This window comes from Pseudomonas sp. Xaverov 83, assembly GCF_019352905.1.
Classification (GTDB): Bacteria; Pseudomonadota; Gammaproteobacteria; order Pseudomonadales; family Pseudomonadaceae; genus Aquipseudomonas; species Aquipseudomonas yamanorum.
This window is the reverse complement of record NZ_JAAAFU010000053.1, coordinates 123,319-140,724: the sequence shown is the minus strand read 5'-3', so window position 1 is coordinate 140,724 and position 17,406 is coordinate 123,319. Positions and strand designations below refer to the sequence as shown.

The window sequence follows — 17,406 nt, the reverse complement described above, 5'->3', positions numbered from 1 at the left end:
GCGGTTAAGGAGAAGGGCATGGCGGGTGGCGAGATTGGGTGTGGTTCGTTTCAGGGTAGCGACAAGTCGGGGTCGGCCTTTGAGGCGGTGTTGGACGCGCTTCCGTTGCAGGCGCGGGACTGGGTCGAGGCGGCCAGGCAGCAACTGGACTCGGCTGACTTTGTGCTGTTGGAGGTTGACCATGCGCAGGGTCTGCTTCCCTTTTTGAAGGACTACCAAACATGCCTGATCGCCGAGATCGGTCACGATGATTGGGAACGGGCCGCGCGGGATGAAGCAGCCTCGCTTGATGATGTGGCTGCCAAGTGGGGCGCGGGCAAGGGCTGGCGGCTTTATTGCGTGGGGGATCTGGTGCGTGCTTGTGAGCAGTCGGCGGTGGAGCAGCAGCCTGTTTACATCGCGTTCAGCTAGGGCATCTGTGGCGGGGCGCAGAGGAAAGAAAAATACACTTTTTGCTGCGCGGGGCGTCCAACCCTGAAACCGCCGTCAAGGCTTTCATCTCCAGGCAGCTGCTCTCAGCTAAGGACCGATCATGGTGACGTTGTTTATTTTTCTTCTGGCCTGCGGTGCTGCGGCGAGCACCGGCATTATCTTCAAACCGGGCGACTGGTACGCCACCCTGGTCAAACCCAGCTTCACGCCACCCAACTGGCTGTTCCCGGTCGCCTGGACCATTATCTACCTGCTGCTGGCTTGGGCCGGCTATCGCCTGACCCTGATCCCCGGCAGCGAAATCGTGCTGGCTCTATGGGCTGCGCAGATCGCACTCAACACCCTGTGGACGCCGGTGTTCTTCGGCGCCCATCGCATTCTCGCCGGGATGGTGATCATCACGCTGCTGTGGCTGGTGGTCGCTGCCATGGTGCTGCTGACGGTGCGGCTGGATTTGATCACCGGGCTGATCCTTTTCCCGTACCTGGTGTGGCTAAGCGTTGCGGCAGCGTTGAATTTCTCCATCCTGCGCAATAACCGCTGAGCCTGGCGGCGTGGGCAGAGGGCGGAAACATCATTGCCATGATGCCCACGCACACTGGCCAAGGTGAACATCTCTTTTAGAGATAGAGGGAATATCGAATTGGGAACTCACACGCTGTGGCCTGCTGAAGAACATGAACTGGCGCAAATGCAGCGCTTCAACCAAAGGCTCGCCTGGTTGCCGCGCTTTCGCATCCGCAACCGCGTGACGCCCCGGGTGATCCAGGCGCTGTTGCGCTCCGGTCAGATGGTGGCCGGCAACAAGTTGCTCAAGCATGGCCTTCAGGCAGAAAGCCGCCGGGTGGGCTCGGTGCCGTTGCGCATCATCCGGCCGAAGGGCAAGGCCAAGGGCGTGGTGCTGGATATCCATGGCGGCGGCTGGGTGATCGGCAATGCACAGATGAATGACGACCTCAACGTGGCCATGGTCAACGCGTGCGACGTGGCGGTGGTGTCGGTGGATTATCGACTGGCGGTGAACACGCCGGTGGAAGGGATTCTGGAAGACTGCTTGGCTGCGGCGCGCTGGTTGCTCGCGGACTGTGAGGAGTTTGCTGGCCTGCCGGTGATCGTCGTCGGCGAGTCTGCCGGTGGGCATCTGGCAGCGGCGACGTTGCTGGCGCTGAAGCAATGGCCCGAGTTGCTGGCGCGGGTGAGCGGGACGGTGCTGTATTACGGCGTCTACGATTTGACCGGCACACCGAGTGTGCGCACGGCGGGGCGGGAAACGCTGTTGCTGGACGGGCCGGGCATGGTAGAAGCGCTGCGCTTGCTGACGCCGGGCTTAAGTGATGAGCAGCGTCGGCAGCCGTCGTTGTCACCGTTGTATGGCGACCTTGCGGGGCTGCCGCCGGCACTGATGTTTGTGGGGGATCTGGACCCGCTGCTGGACGACACGCTGCAGATGGCGGAGCGATGGGCGGGGTCTGAGGTGTATCTGTTACCGCAGGCGGCTCATGGGTTTATTCATTTTCCGACGGCGATGTCGGGCAGGGTGCTGGCTTACAGCCGTGAGTGGATCACGGGTCGTTTACGCTCGGTTAGTTGATATCGGATTTTTACAACAAGGCCACATGGAAAGATGAGCATAAGAAAAACATTCATCGCGTCGCTGGGGATTTTATCGCTGGTTCAAACGTCACTGTCCTTTGCGGACAACGTTAACGGGAAAAACATTTATCTGCAGCGATGCGCCATGTGCCACGGTGCGGATATCAAAGGCACGGGGCCCTTGGCGAATAAAAGCAATCCGCCTACGCCTGACCTGACAACGACTACTTTCAAAAAACGCTTGAGTGATTATCCGGGCGTTATCGTGTCGTCCGTCATTCTTCGTCCAAATGGCGACCTGATTCCCAGAACGTTGCGGGAGAACGGTGTGAAGCTGTCGCCGTTCACCTGGAAAGTTCAGGACTTCCGCGACTTGAATCAGTACATGAGTGGTGTGATTTCAAAAAGCCGATGATGCTGCTCGTTCCCACGCTCCGCGTGGGAATGCATCCCGTGACGCTCCGCGTCACCAACAGCGGGACGCAGAGCGTCCCCGGCGGCATTCCCACGCGGAGCGTGGGAACGATCAAATCACCACAGCAACGCTTCAACTTCTTCGTATCTCGAAGCCACTCTGAGGAAAGCTTCCCCCCAGCCGCTGCTAAGGCTGACTTCTTGCAGCGGACCAGTTGGCGCAAACAGCAGACTCACACTCATCTTTTCGGGTAACGCACCTGCGTTGAGCCTGTTGATCATGCCAAGTAACTCTCCTTTTGCTTGGACTTCGTTGTCCCACCTTGACCAACAGAAGTCATTGTCTGGAAGCGAAAGCAGCTCAATAGCGGCTTCCAGCACAAGGATGAGGCCGTCAACCGGGAAGTCATGATCTATCCCTTCATGAATCAGTTTCCGCGCACGTTCCAATTCCATTGGGCGGTTTCCTTCTAGTTGGATGGACGCGGGAGCGAAGGGCGGTTGTGATCGTTCCCACGCTCTGCGTGGGAATACATCCCGTGACGCTCCGCGTCACCCAGTGCGGGACGCAGAGCGTCCCCGGCGGCATTCCCACGCGGAGCGTGGGAACGATCAGTCACCGAGTCAGCAACCGCTCAATGCCACTTGCGGACGCTCGCCCGCAAAGAAGAACGGCCGCAACCGCACGCCCACACTGTTGCCGATAAACGCGGCCACCAACCACACCCAGCCATGCAGGCTGCCCGAGGCAATCCCGCTGAAGTACGCGCCGATGTTGCAGCCGTACGCCAGTCGCGAGCCATAACCCAGCAGCAACCCACCGATCACCGCGGCGAACAGCGAGCGTGCCGGAATCTTCAGGCTTGGAGCGAAACGCCCGGCCAATCCCGCAGCCAAAAGCGCACCAAGGATTATGCCGATGTCCATCACGCTGGTCACGTCTTCCCACACCGGCGCTGCCAGGGCCTTGGCGTTGCCCGGCATTTGCCAGAACACCCAGCTACCCACGTCCACGCCCAACCCGCTGGCGACCTTGGCGCCCCACAGCGCGAACGCCGAAGTGATGCCCCACGGCCGCCCGGCCAGTGCCAGGGTGGCGTAGTTGAGCAGGGCCAAGCCAATCGCGCCCCACACCAATGGCCACGGCCCGCGCAGGAAGCGGCGCAGGCCTTGGTGTTCGCTGGTGACGCCGGCTTCGAGCTGCCCGTGACGGCCTTTTTCCAGGCGCACGGTGACTGCTGCGATGATCCCGAACACCGCCAGGCTCAGCAGCAACGCCGGCACCACGCCGAAGCTTTTGACGATGGAAACCGCCGGGAATGAAGGAAGGGCAAACCACCAGTCGACGTGATGAGTCGCGATCAACGAACCACAGATAAAGAAGAACAAGGTCACCAGCATGCGCGCATTACCGCCGCCCACGGTGAACAGGGTGCCGGACGCACAGCCGCCGCCCAGTTGCATGCCGATGCCGAAGATGAATGCCCCGAACACCACCGACACCCCGGCCGGCGCCACCAGCCCGACCACGGGTTGGCCGAACAACGTGCCAGCCCCCAGCGCGGGGAAGAACAGCACCACGGCAATCGCCAGCATCACCATCTGCGCACGCAAGCCCGCGCCACGTCGGTCGGTGATGAACACCCGCCAGGCCGAGGTGAAGCCGAAAGCGGCGTGGTACAGCGTCAGGCCCAGTGCGGCGCCGACCACCAGCAACAGCACTTGGCGCGAGCCGACGCTGTTTTGCAGGAAGATGGCGCCGAACAGCAGAATGACAAACGCCAGCAGGGGCGCGAGCGGTTTGCGCGCAGGGGTTGTAGAGAGGCAAAGGCTCATCGGGTATCTCGGTTCGTAGGCCGTGGGTTAAAGGCGAGGGTGCCGAGTATAAACCTCGCACCCTTCCACTGGCGTCTCGAATCCTCCAATGAGGGGCATTAGCCGAGGCGAACTGACAGCTCGACGTCGTCACCGATCGGCACCGACAGGTAGCCATTTGCAGGCGAGCGCACCCGGGCCAGGTAGTCGGGGCAGTAGTTGGTGTTGTCGGCGATGATCAACGCGCCGGGCTTGAGGCGGCTTTCCACCAGGTTCAGTACATCGCCATACAAGGCTTTGGCGCCGTCGAGCAGCAGCAGGTCGACGCTGTCGGGCAGGCCGCTGGCCAGGGTGACCAGGGCATCACCTTGGCGGATCTCCACGAGGTCGCTTACGCCGCCTTGTTCCAGGTGTTGCCGCGCCAGGGCGATCTTCGAGGGCTCGAACTCGCTGCTGATCAGCGCGCCGCCGCCGTTGTCCCGCAGGGCGGCCGCCAGGTGCAGGGTGGACAGGCCGAACGAGGTGCCGAACTCGACAATGGCCCGGGCTTTGCTGCTGCGAGCCAGCATGTAGAGCAGGGTGCCGGTGTCGCGGGAGACGGGCAGCCACAGGTCTTTCAGCAGCCCGTAGAGTTCCAGGTAGTCGGTTTTGCTGCGCATCAGGCGATCACGTTCTTCAGGTGTCACGTTGTTGAGGACGGGGCTCGTGACGGCATCGGCTTGTGTGTACAGCCGTTCAATCAGAGCCGCCATCGGGGCCGAGGTAAGCGTATTCATGGGGAGGTCCTGTTGCAGGTTGAGCGCCGTGAGGCACCGGGCTAGTATGCGAATGATTCGTCGCATTTAAAGTATGCGAACAATTCGTCACATTCGCTATTCGCATTCAAACCGCAGCAGGCACGCCCCATGACCGATCGCCAGACCTCGCAGATTTCCTCACGCAAAGAGCCCAAACAGGCGCGATCCACCGAGTTGGTGTCGGCCATTCTCGAAGCGGCTATTCAGGTTTTGGCCAAGGAAGGCGCCAGCCGTTTCACCACCGCTCGGGTTGCGGAGAAGGCGGGCGTGAGTGTGGGCTCGGTGTATCAATACTTCCCTAACAAGGCGGCGATCCTGTTTCGGTTGCAGACCGATGAATGGCAGCAAACCTCGCAAATGCTCAGCCGGATTCTGGAAGACGTCAGCCAGCCGCCCCTTGAGCGGCTGCGGGCGTTGGTGCATGCGTTTATTCGTTCGGAGTGTGAGGAGGCGCAGATGCGGGTCGCGCTGAGTGACGCCGCGCCGCTGTACCGTGACGCGCCCGAAGCCCATGAGGTTCGGGCGGGAGGGCAACAGGTCTTCCAGACGTTCATGCTGGAACTGCTGCCGCAGGTGCCTGAGGCGACCCGCGACCTGGCGTGCGACTTGATCGTCACCACCTTCAGTTCGGTGGGCAAGGAATTCTCGGGAAGCCCGCGCACCGAAGCGCAAATTACTGCCTACGCGGATGCGATGGCGGATATGTTCGGTGCGTATGTGACGGTGCTTAACCAGGCAGCACGATGACCCACAGGGCGGGCCATCGTTTGCAGCGCTTGCCTTAGCGGCGGTTCCGCCACACGGTTTGCGCATTGCAGAATTCCCGCACACCAAAGTGCGACAACTCCCGCCCGAATCCACTCTTCTTCACACCCCCAAACGAGACCCGAGGGTCGGACACGCTGTAGGCGTTGATAAAGATCCCGCCGGTTTCCAGTTGATTGGCGATGTGGCGTGCCTTTTCCGGGTCGGTGGTGAACACGCTGGCGGTCAGGCCGAATTCACTGTCGTTGGCCAGGGCCACGGCGTGGTCGGCATCCCGGGCGGTGATGATGGAGGCGACCGGCCCGAACAGTTCCTGTTTGAACGAGGTCATCTGGTCGGTGACGTTGGCCAGCACGGTGGGTGCGTAGAAGTTGCCTGCGCCTTCGACTTTATGGCCGCCCAGCAGCAAGGTGGCGCCTTCGGCCAGGGTGGCCTGGACCTGGCCGTCGAGTTCGTCCCGCAGGTCGAAGCGAGCCATCGGGCCGATGTAGGTTTCGCTGGCGGTCGGGTCGCCCATCACCAGGTTGCGGCTGGCTTCGAGGAATTTGGCGGTGAAGGCTTCCACCACGCCTGCCTCGATGATCAGGCGCTTGGCGGCGGCGCACACCTGGCCGGAGTTCTGGAAGCGGCCGATCAGGGCGGCTTGCACGGCTTCGTCGAGGTTGGCGTCGTTGAGCACGATGAACGGGTCGGAGCCGCCCAGCTCCAGTACGCATTTCTTCAACGCGGCCCCGGCCTGGGAGCCGATGGCCATGCCGGCGCGCACGCTGCCGGTGAGGGTCACGGCGGCGATGCGTGGGTCGGCGATGGCTTTGGACACACCGTCCTGGGTGACGTTGATCACTTCGAACAGGCCATCGGCGAAGCCGGCGCGCTGGAAGGCTTGTTTCATCAGGTACGCGCTGCCCATCACGTTAGGTGCGTGTTTGAGCACGTAGGTGTTGCCGCTGAGCATGGTCGGCACGGCGCCGCGCAGCACTTGCCACACCGGGAAGTTCCACGGCATCACGGCGAGGATCGGGCCGAGCGGGCGGTATTCGATTTGCGCGGTGCCGTTGTCCACCAGGGTGGCTTCCGGGGCGAGCATGGCCGGGCCGTGGGCGGCGTACCACTCGGCCAGTTGGGCGCATTTTTCGATTTCGCCACGAGCCTGGGCGATGGGTTTGCCCATTTCCAGGGTGATCATCTGGGCCATTTCTTCGGCTTGGTCCCGCAGGGTGCTCGCCAGGGCCAGCAGCAATTCGGCGCGCTGGGCGACGGGGGTATTGCGCCCGTTGCGGAAGGCGTTGATCGAGCGGGTGAGGGCGGCGTCCAACTGCGCCTCGGTTTCGTACGGGTAGCTGGCGACCGTTTCACCGTTGGCGGGGTTGATCGACAAGGCGTGGGTCTGGGAAGAAATGGGGTTCATGGCACCGTCCTGCGCAGTGAATGGGATGGAGGCCAGCGTACGGGGCTGTATCTTTTTCGGAAACTGAATAATATTAAGCAATACGTTCACGTTTGGAGAATGACTTGGATCTGGTCCAGCTGGAAATTTTCAAAGCCGTTGCCGAGCAAGGCAGCATCAGCGCCGCCGCGCAGTTGATCCATCGCGTGCCGTCAAACCTGACCACGCGGATCAAGCAGTTGGAGCAGGACTTGGGCGTGGATTTGTTTATTCGCGAAAAGAGCCGATTGCGGTTGTCACCGGCCGGGTGGAATTTCCTCGGTTATGCGCGGCGGATTCTTGACCTGGTGCAGGAAGCCCGGGCGACGGTGGCGGGGGAGGAGCCTCAGGGCGCGTTTGCTTTGGGGTCACTGGAGAGCACGGCGGCGGTGCGCATCCCTGCGGTGTTGGCGGCGTATAACCAGAAGCACGCCAAGGTCGAGCTGGACCTGACCACCGGGCCATCCGGGGCGATGATCGAGGGCGTGTTGTCGGGGCGGTTGGCGGCGGCGTTTGTCGATGGGCCGGTGCTGCACGCGACACTGGAAGGCGTGGCGGTGTTTGAGGAGGAAATGGTGGTGATTGCGCCGCTGCACCACGCGCCGATCACCCGAGGGCAGGATGTGAGCGGGGAGAGCATCTACACGTTTCGCTCGAACTGTTCGTACCGGCACCACTTTGAGCGCTGGTTTTCACAGGATGGCGCGGTGCCGGGGAAGATCTTCGAGATGGAGTCTTATCACGGGATGCTGGCGTGCGTGAGCGCCGGTGCGGGGTTGGCGCTGATGCCGAGGAGCATGCTGGAGAGCATGCCGGGGTTCAGGACGGTGAGTGTGTGGCCGTTGACGGATACATTCCGGATTTTGAATACCTGGCTGATCTGGCGCCGGGGCACGGTGTCACAGAGCTTGAACAGTTTTGTGCGGTTGCTGGAAGAGCGTGGCCTGGCCCTGGCATCGTAGCCGTAGCAGCTGTCGAGCCCCAGCGAGGCTGCGTTGGCCGCGCTGCCGCTATCGAGTCATACACTCAAACCGAGTCGCGCCTGACGCAGCCTCGCTGGGGCTCGACAGCTGCTACGGGAAGTTCAACTCAGGGGGTTAACCGCCAGATTGCGGGGTGTCTGCTTGCACCGAGTTGCACAAACCATGGTTGCCGGAAGAGAGTGGACTGAAGGCGGAATAGGTCCCCGGTGGGAGCTGTCGAGCTTTAGCGAGGCTGCGATGACGTCGGCACCGTCGACATTGATGGTGCCTGACCCACCGCTATCGCGGCCTCGCTAAAGCTCGACGGCTCCCACATTTGGTCTTGGTCAGTTGCCAAATTGCAGGGTGTCTGCTTGTTCCGAGTTGCACCGGCCACAAGAGCGCGGACTGAAGGCGGAATAGGTTCTCTGTGGGAGCTGTCGAGCTTCAGCGAGGCTGCGATGACGTCGGCACAGGCGACAACGATGGTGCCTGACCCACCGCTATCGCGGCCTCGCTAAAGCTCGACGGCTCCCACATTTGGTCTTGATTAGCCGCCGAACTGGAAGGTGCCCATGGCCAGTTTGGCCATCAGGGCGCCGGCGCCCAGTTGCACCAGCCACAAGGCCAAACCGCCGAGGAATACCCCGAGGGCGATTTGCAGTACCAGGCTTTTCTGGCGCTTGACGGGGGGCGGGCGCGGGGTGAAGTGGTCCAGTTCGTCGCGGTCGGCACGCAGGTCCAGGTCGTCGTTTCTCATAGGGTACTCGAGGGGAAGGGACTGTCTTGCTGTCAGTCTAGGGGTAGCGGACTGAAAGCAGCGAATTTTTAGGGGGGATGCACTCATCTATTGAAGCAATCTGCTCACCCTGTGGTGAGGGAGCTTGCTCCCGCTGGGGCGCGAAGCGGCCCCCATTCAGGCACCGCATTCATTCAGAAAGTTCACGGTGGCAGGTTTCAGGGCCGCTGCGCAGCCCAGCGGGAGCAAGCTCCCTCGCCACGTTGGGCGCGTTCGCAGAATGAAAAAGGGGAAGCCACCGGCTTCCCCTTTTTTTGCATCACAACAGGCTTACAGCACCTGAACGATAGCCTTGGTCACAGCATCGATGTTCTTCTGGTTCAACGCCGCCACACAGATGCGGCCAGTGTCCAGCGCATAGATACCAAACTCGCTGCGCAGGCGCGTCACTTGCTCAACGCTCAGGCCGGAGTAGGAGAACATCCCGCGCTGGCGACCGACGAAGCTGAAGTCGTGGCCCGGTGCAGCCTTGGCCAGGTCTGCCACCATCTGCTCGCGCATGCCGCGAATGCGCAGGCGCATTTCGGCCAGTTCCGCTTCCCACTGGGCGCGCAGCTCAGGGTTGTTCAGCACCGCTGCAACGATCGCCGCGCCGTGGGTCGGCGGGTTGGAGTAGTTGGTGCGGATCACGCGCTTGACCTGGGACAGGATGCGCGCGCTTTCTTCCTTGGAGTCGGTAACGATGGACAGGGCGCCCACGCGCTCGCCGTACAGCGAGAACGACTTGGAGAACGAGCTGGACACAAAGAAGGTCAGGCCCGACTCGGCGAACAGGCGCACCGCAGCGGCGTCTTCGTCGATGCCGTCGCCAAAGCCCTGGTAGGCCATGTCGAGGAACGGTACGAGGTTTTTCGCCTTGACCACGTCCAGCACTTGTTGCCAGTCGGCCGGGCTCAGGTCGACGCCGGTCGGGTTGTGGCAGCAGGCGTGCAGCACAACGATGGACTGGGGCGGCAGGGCGTTGAGGTCTTCCAGCAGGCCGGCGCGGTTGACGTCGTGGGTGGCGGCGTCGTAGTAGCGATAGGTCTGTACCGGGAAGCCGGCTTTTTCGAACAGCGCCTGGTGGTTTTCCCAGCTCGGGTCGCTGATGGCGACGACGGCGTTGGGCAGCAGTTGCTTGAGGAAGTCTGCGCCGATTTTCAGGGCGCCGGTGCCGCCGACCGCTTGGGCCGTGATGACGCGGCCGGAGCTGATCAGTGGCGATTGCGCGCCGAACAGCAGCTTTTGCACGGCCTGGTCGTAGGCGACAATACCGTCGATCGGCAAGTAGCCACGGGCGGCGTGTTGCGCCACGCGAATGGCTTCCGCTTCGGCAACGGCACGCAAGAGTGGAATCTTCCCCTCCTCGTTGCAGTAAACGCCCACGCCAAGGTTCACCTTGGTGGTTCGGGTATCGGCGTTGAATGCTTCGTTGAGGCCCAGGATTGGATCGCGTGGTGCCATTTCGACAGCGGAGAACAGGCTCATTTTTGCGGCAGCTCTATAGAGAGTGGAGGGACGTGTCGCGCTCCAGCCGAATGCACTAGAGCGGTGCACAAACGGGGAGCTAGTATAGAGGCCATCACGGCTCGCGGCGACAGCCGAAACGGCTTTTCGGCCAAGTTTTTCGGTTTATTTACCGACCGTTAGTCTTATTGCAACATTGACTGGCAATGGCATGTAGGACGATTGCCTTGAAACCCGTCACATTTGCCTCCACTTCTACAGCTATCATGGTTTTTTCCTGCAATCTGCGCCGAACAGTCGCGGGTCGCGGTCTTTTTCGTCCCCGTTGCTTTTTCCGGCCTCGGGGTGACTCAAGAGGTACGTTATGTCGGATTTCCAGCTAGTCACCCGCTTCGAGCCTGCCGGCGATCAACCGGAAGCCATCCGTCTGATGGTCGAAGGCATCGAAGCCGGCCTGGCACACCAGACCTTGCTCGGGGTGACCGGCTCCGGTAAGACCTTCAGCATCGCCAACGTGATCGCCCAGGTGAATCGGCCGACCCTGGTGCTGGCGCCGAACAAGACCCTGGCCGCGCAGTTGTATGGCGAGTTCAAGGCGTTCTTCCCGAACAACGCGGTGGAGTACTTCGTTTCCTACTACGACTACTACCAGCCCGAAGCCTACGTACCGTCGTCCGACACCTTTATCGAGAAAGACGCCTCGATCAACGACCACATCGAGCAGATGCGGCTCTCGGCGACCAAGGCGCTGCTGGAACGCAAAGACGCGATCATCGTCACCACGGTGTCGTGCATCTACGGCCTGGGCAGCCCGGAAACCTATTTGAAGATGGTGCTGCACGTCGACCGCGGCGACAAACTCGACCAGCGCGAACTGTTGCGTCGCCTGACGAGCCTGCAATACACCCGTAACGACATAGACTTCGCCCGGGCGAGCTTCCGCGTGCGTGGCGATGTGATCGACATCTACCCGGCGGAATCCGACCTGGAAGCGATCCGCATAGAGCTGTTCGACGATGAAGTCGAGAGCCTGTCGGCCTTCGACCCGTTGACCGGCGAGGTGATCCGCAAGCTGCCGCGCTTCACCTTCTACCCGAAAAGCCACTACGTGACCCCGCGCGAAACCCTGATGGGCGCCATCGAGGGCATCAAGGCTGAGCTGGTGGAGCGCCTGGAATACCTGCGTTCCAACAACAAGCTGGTGGAAGCCCAGCGTCTGGAGCAACGCACCCGCTTCGACCTGGAGATGATTCTCGAACTGGGCTACTGCAACGGCATCGAAAACTACTCGCGCTACCTCTCGGGCCGCGAATCCGGGCAGGCGCCGCCAACCCTGTTTGACTACCTGCCGGACGACGCCTTGCTGGTGATCGACGAATCCCACGTCAGCGTGCCGCAGGTGGGCGCGATGTACAAAGGTGACCGCTCGCGTAAAGAGACCTTGGTGGAATACGGCTTCCGCCTGCCGTCGGCGCTGGATAACCGGCCGATGCGTTTTGACGAGTTCGAAGGCATCAGCCCGCAGACGATTTTTGTCTCGGCCACGCCGGGTAACTACGAGGCCGAACACGCCGGGCGTGTGATTGAGCAATTGGTGCGCCCGACGGGCCTGGTGGACCCGCAAATCGAAATCCGCCCGGCGCTGACACAGGTGGACGACTTGCTCTCGGAAATCACCAAGCGCGTGGCCCTGGAAGAGCGGGTGCTGGTCACCACACTGACCAAGCGCATGTCCGAAGACTTGACTGATTACCTGGCCGACCACGGCGTGCGCGTGCGCTATTTGCACTCGGACATCGACACCGTGGAGCGCGTGGAAATCATCCGCGACCTGCGTTTGGGGGCGTTCGATGTGCTGGTGGGGATCAACCTGCTGCGTGAAGGTCTGGATATGCCGGAAGTGTCCCTGGTGGCGATTCTCGATGCCGACAAGGAAGGCTTCCTGCGGTCCGAGCGCTCCTTGATCCAGACCATTGGCCGGGCGGCGCGGAACCTGAATGGCCGGGCGATTCTGTATGCGGACCGGATTACCGGTTCCATGGAGCGCGCGATTGGCGAGACCGAGCGGCGTCGCGACAAGCAGATTGCCTACAACCTGGAACATGGCATCACGCCGAAGGGCGTGTTCAAGGATGTGGCCGACATCATGGAAGGCGCCACCGTGCCGGGCTCGCGCAGCAAGAAGCGCAAGGGCATGGCCAAGGCGGCGGAGGAGAACGCCAAGTACGAAGCGGAATTGCGTTCGCCGAGCGAGATCACCAAGCGGATTCGTCAGTTGGAAGAGAAGATGTACCAGTTGGCGCGGGATCTGGAGTTTGAAGCGGCGGCGCAGATGCGCGATGAGATTGGCAAGTTGCGGGAGCGGTTGCTGGCGGTCTGATGATCGTTCCCACGCTCTGCGTGGGAAAGCAGCCCGGGACGCTCTGCGTCCCAAGAGCGGACGCGGAGCGTCCAGTGAGGCATTCCCACGCAGAGCGTGGGAACGATCTTCAACAGCTCGGTCAAGTGTGGGAGCGGGCTTGCTCGCGAATGGCGGCGCCTCGGTCTAATGAGATTCCCCAGCCTTGAGCCCCGCCGGCAATGCCTTGGTCAACAAAATCGCCACCATGCTGATCCCCAACGCCAACCCCACAAAGTGAAACGCATCGTTGTAGGCCATGATCTGCGCCTGTTGATGGGCAATCTCACTCAACTTGCCCAACGCCGCCGTCTCACTGCCAAACGTCTCTGTCAGCCTGGCCATGCGCTCCGCCACCTGCGGATTGGTCGGCACAATCGCCTCGCGCAGATAATCAAAGTAGGTTTTGGTGCGCGCATCCAGCAGCGTTGCCAGCAGCGCAATCCCGATCGCCCCACCCAGGTTTCGCAAAATATTGAACAGACTCGACGCCGACCCCGCGTCCTTCTGCATGATGTACGCCGTGGCAATCAACGAAATCGTCACCATGATCAACGGCTGCCCCAGCGCGCGGATGATCTGGATGCGGTTGAACTGGTCGCCGGCGAAGTCCGGGTTCAACACCCCTGACGAAAAACTCGCCAACCCGAACAGCCCGAACCCCAGCGTGCACAGCCATTTGGGCGACACGTATTTCATCAGCTTGGGCACCAGCGGAATCAGGAACAGCTGCGGAACCCCCATCCACATGATCACTTCGCCGATCTGCAGGGCGTTGTAGTTCTGGATCTGCGCCAGGTACAGCGGCAGTAGATAGATCGAGCCGTACAACCCCACGCCCATCCCCAGGCTGGAGATGCTCGACAGCCCGAAATTGCGATTGCCGAGAATCCGCAGGTTGATCAGCGGGTTGGGCTTGGACATCTGCACGATCACGAAGGTGATCAAACTCAACAGGGCGACGGTACCCAGGCTGACAATCAGGTTCGACTCCAGCCAGTCCTTGCGATGGCCTTCCTCAAGAAATACCTGCAAACACCCGAGGCCCACGGCCATGGTGACGATGCCGAGGTAGTCGGTGCTTTTGAGCAGGTCCCAGTTGGAATCCTTTTTCTCCAGGCCGTACAGCAGCCCGGCGATCATGATCAGGCCCGGCGGGATGTTGATGTAGAAGATGTATTCCCAGCCCCAGTTCTCCGTGAGCCAGCCGCCGATGGTCGGGCCGATGGAGGGGGCGAAGGTGGCGGTCATGGCGAACATGGCCATGCCTTTGGCGCGGTGATGTTCGGGCAGCTTGATCAGGGTGAGGGTGAACGCCAGGGGGATCAGCGCGCCGCCGGTAAAGCCCTGCAAGGCGCGGAACACGATCATGCTTTCCAGGCTCCAGGCCATGGAGCACATCAACGAGGCGATCAGGAATCCGCCGGACACCCACACCGCCAGGCGACGCGCCGACAGCAGCTGCACCAGCCAGGCGGTGAGAGGGATCATGATGATTTCGGCCACAAGGTAGGAAGTGGATATCCACGAGCCTTCTTCCAGGGTGGCCGACAGCGCGCCTTGAATGTCCTTGAGGGACGAGTTGGTGATCTGGATGTCGAGCACTGCCATGAAGGCGCCGAGCATCACGCTCATGACCGCGATCCAGTCGCGCCGGGTCGGTTCGCCGACCGGCGGCAGTAGTTGATCACCGGCCATCGTGCGGGTCTTGGATATTCACTTTGACCGTCACCGACATGCCCGGGCGGATTTTGCCCAGCAGCGGGTTATCGGCGGCGAAGGTCAGTTTGACCGGAATCCGTTGTACGACTTTGGTGAAGTTGCCCGTGGCATTGTCCGGTGGCAGCAGGCTGAACTGCGCGCCGGAGGCGCCGAACAGGTTGGCAACGCGGCCTTCGATTGGAGTATCGCTGTAGGCGTCGAACGTCAGCTCGGCTTTTTGCCCGGGTTGCATGTGGCCGATCTGGGTTTCCTTGAAGTTGGCCTGCACCCAGATGTCCTGGTCCGGGACGATCGACAGCAGGTAGGCACCGGCTTGCACATATTGACCGTTGCGTGCGGCACGCTGGCCGATCAGGCCGCTGATGGGCGCGTGGATTTCGCTGCGGGTCAGGTTCAGTTCGGCCTGGGCCAGGTCGGTCTTGGCGTTGGCGATCATTGCGTCGAGGCGCTTGATCTCGGCGTTCAGGGCGTTGACCTGCTGGCGCTGGCCCTGCAGGTCGGCCTGGGCCATGGTCACTTGGGAGCGGGCGATGTGGTTGTCGGCGTCGAGGGTGGTGACCCGTTCTTCCGAGACGTAGCCGGGCTTGCGCAGGGTTTGTGCGCGGTTCAGGTCGATCTGCGAGCGCCCGAGGGTGGCCTGGCTGGAAGAAACCTTGGCTGCACCGGCGGCGATCAGGCTGGCTTGCTGGGTGAGTTTGCTCTGGGCCTGCACGCGCTCGGCTTCGCGCATGGCCAGGGCGGCGTTGGCGCGGTCGACGGCGAGGTGGAAGTCGTCACCTTCGAGCTTGACCAGCAGTTGGCCTTTTTCAACGTGTTCGTTGTCGCCCACCAGCACCTCGACGATGCGCGCGCCAAGCTGGCTGGAGACGCGGGTGATCTCGCCCTGGACGTAGGCGTTATCGGTGCTTTCATAAAAGCGGCCCTTGAAGAACCACTGGGCGAAAAAGCCCGCGGCAATCAGGACCACGATCAACAGGAAGATAAACAGGCGGCGTTTGAGCGGGGCAGGCATGGCGATAAGGTCGTCGACAAAAGGTAATGGAATATAGCCAGCGAATGATCTGGCAAATAGCCATGGCGGGACTTGAGACCGGAGCTTGTCTCATATGCCCTTTGTTCGCCTCCCCACGCTGGAGCCCAAGGGCTTGGGGCTGTTACCATTCGCCCCTTGTTTCATTTTCAGTTTTATCGCCAATTCGAGACCCGCCATGACCACCGTCCGCACGCGCATCGCGCCATCGCCTACTGGGGATCCCCACGTAGGTACTGCTTACATCGCCTTGTTCAACTACTGCTTTGCCAAGCAGCATGGCGGTGAATTCATCCTGCGGATCGAAGACACCGATCAACTGCGCTCCACCCGTGAGTCGGAACAGCAGATTTTCGATGCCCTGCGCTGGTTGGGCATTACCTGGGCTGAAGGCCCGGATGTCGGCGGCCCACACGGCCCGTATCGCCAGAGCGAGCGCAGCGACATCTACAAAAAATACACCCAGCAGTTGGTCGACATGGGCCACGCCTTCCCGTGCTTCTGCACTGCCGAAGAGCTGGACCAGATGCGCGCCGAGCAACAGGCCCGTGGCGAAACCCCGCGCTATGACGGCCGCGCACTGCTGCTGTCGAAGGAAGAAGTGGCCCAGCGCCTGGCCGCCGGCGAGCCGCACGTTATCCGCATGAAGGTGCCGAGCGAAGGCGTGTGCGTGGTGCCGGACATGCTGCGCGGTGACGTCGAGATCCCGTGGGACCGCATGGACATGCAAGTGCTGATGAAGACCGACGGCCTGCCGACGTACTTCCTGGCCAACGTGGTGGACGACCACCTGATGGGCATCACCCACGTACTGCGTGGCGAAGAGTGGCTGCCATCGGCGCCGAAACTGATCCTGCTCTACGAGTACTTCGGCTGGGAACAACCGCAGCTGTGCTACATGCCGCTGCTGCGTAACCCGGACAAGAGCAAACTGTCCAAGCGCAAGAACCCGACTTCGGTGACCTTCTACGAGCGCATGGGCTTTATGCCTGAGGCGATGCTCAACTACCTGGGCCGCATGGGCTGGTCGATGCCGGACGAGCGCGAGAAGTTCTCGTTGCAGGAGATGGTCGATAACTTCGACTTGTCCCGTGTGTCCCTGGGCGGGCCGATCTTCGACATCGAGAAACTGTCGTGGCTCAACGGCCAGTGGCTGCGTGACCTGCCGGTGGAAGAGTTCGCCAGCCGCGTGCAGCAGTGGGCGTTGAACCCCGAGTACATGATGAAGATCGCGCCGCTGGTGCAGGGCAGGGTGGAGACGTTCAGCCAGGTTGCACCGTTGGCGAGTTTCTTCTTTGCCGGTGGCGTTAACCCGGACGTGAAGCTGTTTGAGTCGAAGAAGCTCTCGGCTGACCAGGTTCGCCAGTTGATGCAGTTGATCCTGTGGAAGCTCGAAAGTCTGCGCCAGTGGGAGAAGGATGCGATCACCGCGACTATCCAGGCGGTGGTTGAATCCCTGGAGTTGAAACTGCGCGATGCGATGCCGTTGATGTTTGCTGCTATCACCGGGCAGGCGAGTTCGGTGTCGGTACTCGATGCGATGGAAATTCTGGGCCCGGACCTGACCCGTTTCCGTCTGCGCCAAGCCCTTGATTTGCTTGGTGGTGTGTCGAAGAAAGAAAACAAGGAATGGGAAAAGCTGCTGGGCGCTATCGCTTAAGCCGGCGGTTGTAACGGCCAAACCCCGGTTTTCCGGGGTTTGCTCGGTAAGTGATTGTTATCTCGGCAAAAAATTTTGAAAATTGTTGAAAATAAATTTGACACGTTTCGAATACGCCATTAAGATTCGCCCCGTCCTCACCGACGA

Annotated in this window: 16 protein-coding genes; 8 read left to right on the top strand and 8 right to left on the bottom strand. The window is 61.4% G+C overall.

The window, feature by feature from the left end; all coding sequences use genetic code 11:
- Positions 1-18: 18 nt before the first annotated feature.
- From K0H47_RS17850 to K0H47_RS17835, 4 genes are all read left to right on the top strand, one after another.
- Entirely contained in the window at positions 19-411 is a 393-nt protein-coding gene (locus tag K0H47_RS17850; RefSeq protein ID WP_063031770.1) for a hypothetical protein, read from the top strand.
- A gap of 124 nt (positions 412-535) precedes the next feature.
- Positions 536-976, top strand: a complete 441-nt coding sequence (locus K0H47_RS17845) for a TspO/MBR family protein (protein WP_063034020.1) — start codon at positions 536-538, stop codon at positions 974-976.
- A gap of 147 nt (positions 977-1,123) precedes the next feature.
- Positions 1,124-2,023 carry an alpha/beta hydrolase fold domain-containing protein gene (locus K0H47_RS17840; RefSeq protein ID WP_219273365.1) on the top strand — a complete coding sequence of 300 codons (900 nt, stop codon included), beginning with the start codon at positions 1,124-1,126 and terminating at the stop codon, positions 2,021-2,023.
- A gap of 33 nt (positions 2,024-2,056) precedes the next feature.
- Positions 2,057-2,440 carry a c-type cytochrome gene (locus tag K0H47_RS17835; RefSeq protein ID WP_093199451.1) on the top strand — a complete coding sequence of 128 codons (384 nt, stop codon included), beginning with the start codon at positions 2,057-2,059 and terminating at the stop codon, positions 2,438-2,440.
- A 116-nt stretch (positions 2,441-2,556) separates the two neighbouring features.
- Here K0H47_RS17835 and K0H47_RS17830 read toward each other — a convergent pair whose 3' ends face one another.
- The 3 genes from K0H47_RS17830 to K0H47_RS17820 form a co-directional block, all read right to left on the bottom strand.
- Positions 2,557-2,895, bottom strand: a complete 339-nt coding sequence (locus K0H47_RS17830) for a hypothetical protein (protein ID WP_219273325.1) — start codon at positions 2,893-2,895, stop codon at positions 2,557-2,559.
- A gap of 168 nt (positions 2,896-3,063) precedes the next feature.
- A complete protein-coding gene (locus K0H47_RS17825) occupies positions 3,064-4,275 on the bottom strand; it encodes a YeeE/YedE family protein (RefSeq protein ID WP_219273324.1) in 1,212 nt (403 codons plus the stop codon).
- Positions 4,276-4,373: 98 nt separating this feature from the next.
- Positions 4,374-5,030 carry an O-methyltransferase gene (locus tag K0H47_RS17820; protein ID WP_219273323.1) on the bottom strand — a complete coding sequence of 219 codons (657 nt, stop codon included), beginning with the start codon at positions 5,028-5,030 and terminating at the stop codon, positions 4,374-4,376.
- A 129-nt stretch (positions 5,031-5,159) separates the two neighbouring features.
- Here K0H47_RS17820 and K0H47_RS17815 point away from each other — a divergent pair, with 129 nt between their 5' ends.
- Complete coding sequence (locus tag K0H47_RS17815) at positions 5,160-5,798, top strand: TetR family transcriptional regulator (protein ID WP_063031759.1); 639 nt, start codon at positions 5,160-5,162, stop codon at positions 5,796-5,798.
- A gap of 34 nt (positions 5,799-5,832) precedes the next feature.
- On the opposite strand, the gene K0H47_RS17810 is transcribed toward K0H47_RS17815, so the two are convergent.
- Positions 5,833-7,224 (bottom strand): aldehyde dehydrogenase family protein, encoded by a 1,392-nt coding sequence (locus K0H47_RS17810; RefSeq protein ID WP_219273322.1) that lies wholly within the window; start codon positions 7,222-7,224, stop codon positions 5,833-5,835.
- 104 nt (positions 7,225-7,328) lie between these two features.
- Here K0H47_RS17810 and K0H47_RS17805 point away from each other — a divergent pair, with 104 nt between their 5' ends.
- The gene (locus K0H47_RS17805; protein ID WP_063031754.1) at positions 7,329-8,204 is read left to right on the top strand and encodes a LysR family transcriptional regulator; all 876 of its coding nucleotides are present in this window, start codon (positions 7,329-7,331) and stop codon (positions 8,202-8,204) included.
- A 550-nt stretch (positions 8,205-8,754) separates the two neighbouring features.
- Here the strand turns inward: K0H47_RS17805 and K0H47_RS17800 are convergent.
- Positions 8,755-8,964 (bottom strand): hypothetical protein, encoded by a 210-nt coding sequence (locus K0H47_RS17800; protein WP_093199424.1) that lies wholly within the window; start codon positions 8,962-8,964, stop codon positions 8,755-8,757.
- Between the two features lie 309 nt (positions 8,965-9,273).
- Positions 9,274-10,470: an amino acid aminotransferase gene (locus K0H47_RS17795; RefSeq protein WP_003214471.1), complete on the bottom strand. Its 1,197-nt coding sequence runs from the start codon at positions 10,468-10,470 to the stop codon at positions 9,274-9,276.
- 343 nt (positions 10,471-10,813) lie between these two features.
- On the opposite strand from K0H47_RS17795, the gene uvrB reads away from it, so the two are divergent.
- On the top strand, positions 10,814-12,829 hold the full coding sequence (uvrB, locus tag K0H47_RS17790; RefSeq protein ID WP_008438773.1) for an excinuclease ABC subunit UvrB: 2,016 nt from the start codon (positions 10,814-10,816) through the stop codon (positions 12,827-12,829).
- A gap of 165 nt (positions 12,830-12,994) precedes the next feature.
- Here the strand turns inward: uvrB and K0H47_RS17785 are convergent, their stop codons facing one another.
- Together K0H47_RS17785 and K0H47_RS17780 are read right to left on the bottom strand one after the other, a co-directional pair.
- The gene (locus K0H47_RS17785) at positions 12,995-14,545 is read right to left on the bottom strand and encodes an MDR family MFS transporter (RefSeq protein WP_063031752.1); all 1,551 of its coding nucleotides are present in this window, start codon (positions 14,543-14,545) and stop codon (positions 12,995-12,997) included.
- Positions 14,535-15,581, bottom strand: a complete 1,047-nt coding sequence (locus K0H47_RS17780) for an HlyD family secretion protein (RefSeq protein ID WP_063031750.1) — start codon at positions 15,579-15,581, stop codon at positions 14,535-14,537. The genes K0H47_RS17785 and K0H47_RS17780 overlap by 11 nt, the downstream gene beginning before the upstream one ends.
- Positions 15,582-15,777: 196 nt before the next feature.
- On the opposite strand from K0H47_RS17780, the gene gltX reads away from it, so the two are divergent.
- Entirely contained in the window at positions 15,778-17,259 is a 1,482-nt protein-coding gene (gene gltX / locus K0H47_RS17775; protein WP_093199413.1) for a glutamate--tRNA ligase, read from the top strand.
- Positions 17,260-17,406 lie beyond the last annotated feature (147 nt).

Coding starts and splice junctions, on each gene's coding strand:
- K0H47_RS17850 (WP_063031770.1), top strand. CDS start 19: ATGGCGGGTGGCGAGATTGGGTGTGGTTCGTTTCAGGGTAGCGACAAG.
- K0H47_RS17840 (WP_219273365.1), top strand. CDS start 1,124: ATGCAGCGCTTCAACCAAAGGCTCGCCTGGTTGCCGCGCTTTCGCATC.
- K0H47_RS17835 (WP_093199451.1), top strand. CDS start 2,057: ATGAGCATAAGAAAAACATTCATCGCGTCGCTGGGGATTTTATCGCTG.
- K0H47_RS17830 (WP_219273325.1), bottom strand. CDS start 2,895: ATGGAATTGGAACGTGCGCGGAAACTGATTCATGAAGGGATAGATCAT.
- K0H47_RS17825 (WP_219273324.1), bottom strand. CDS start 4,275: ATGAGCCTTTGCCTCTCTACAACCCCTGCGCGCAAACCGCTCGCGCCC.
- K0H47_RS17820 (WP_219273323.1), bottom strand. CDS start 5,030: ATGAATACGCTTACCTCGGCCCCGATGGCGGCTCTGATTGAACGGCTG.
- K0H47_RS17815 (WP_063031759.1), top strand. CDS start 5,160: ATGACCGATCGCCAGACCTCGCAGATTTCCTCACGCAAAGAGCCCAAA.
- K0H47_RS17810 (WP_219273322.1), bottom strand. CDS start 7,224: ATGAACCCCATTTCTTCCCAGACCCACGCCTTGTCGATCAACCCCGCC.
- K0H47_RS17800 (WP_093199424.1), bottom strand. CDS start 8,964: ATGAGAAACGACGACCTGGACCTGCGTGCCGACCGCGACGAACTGGAC.
- K0H47_RS17795 (WP_003214471.1), bottom strand. CDS start 10,470: ATGAGCCTGTTCTCCGCTGTCGAAATGGCACCACGCGATCCAATCCTG.
- uvrB (WP_008438773.1), top strand. CDS start 10,814: ATGTCGGATTTCCAGCTAGTCACCCGCTTCGAGCCTGCCGGCGATCAA.
- K0H47_RS17785 (WP_063031752.1), bottom strand. CDS start 14,545: ATGGCCGGTGATCAACTACTGCCGCCGGTCGGCGAACCGACCCGGCGC.
- K0H47_RS17780 (WP_063031750.1), bottom strand. CDS start 15,581: ATGCCTGCCCCGCTCAAACGCCGCCTGTTTATCTTCCTGTTGATCGTG.
- gltX (WP_093199413.1), top strand. CDS start 15,778: ATGACCACCGTCCGCACGCGCATCGCGCCATCGCCTACTGGGGATCCC.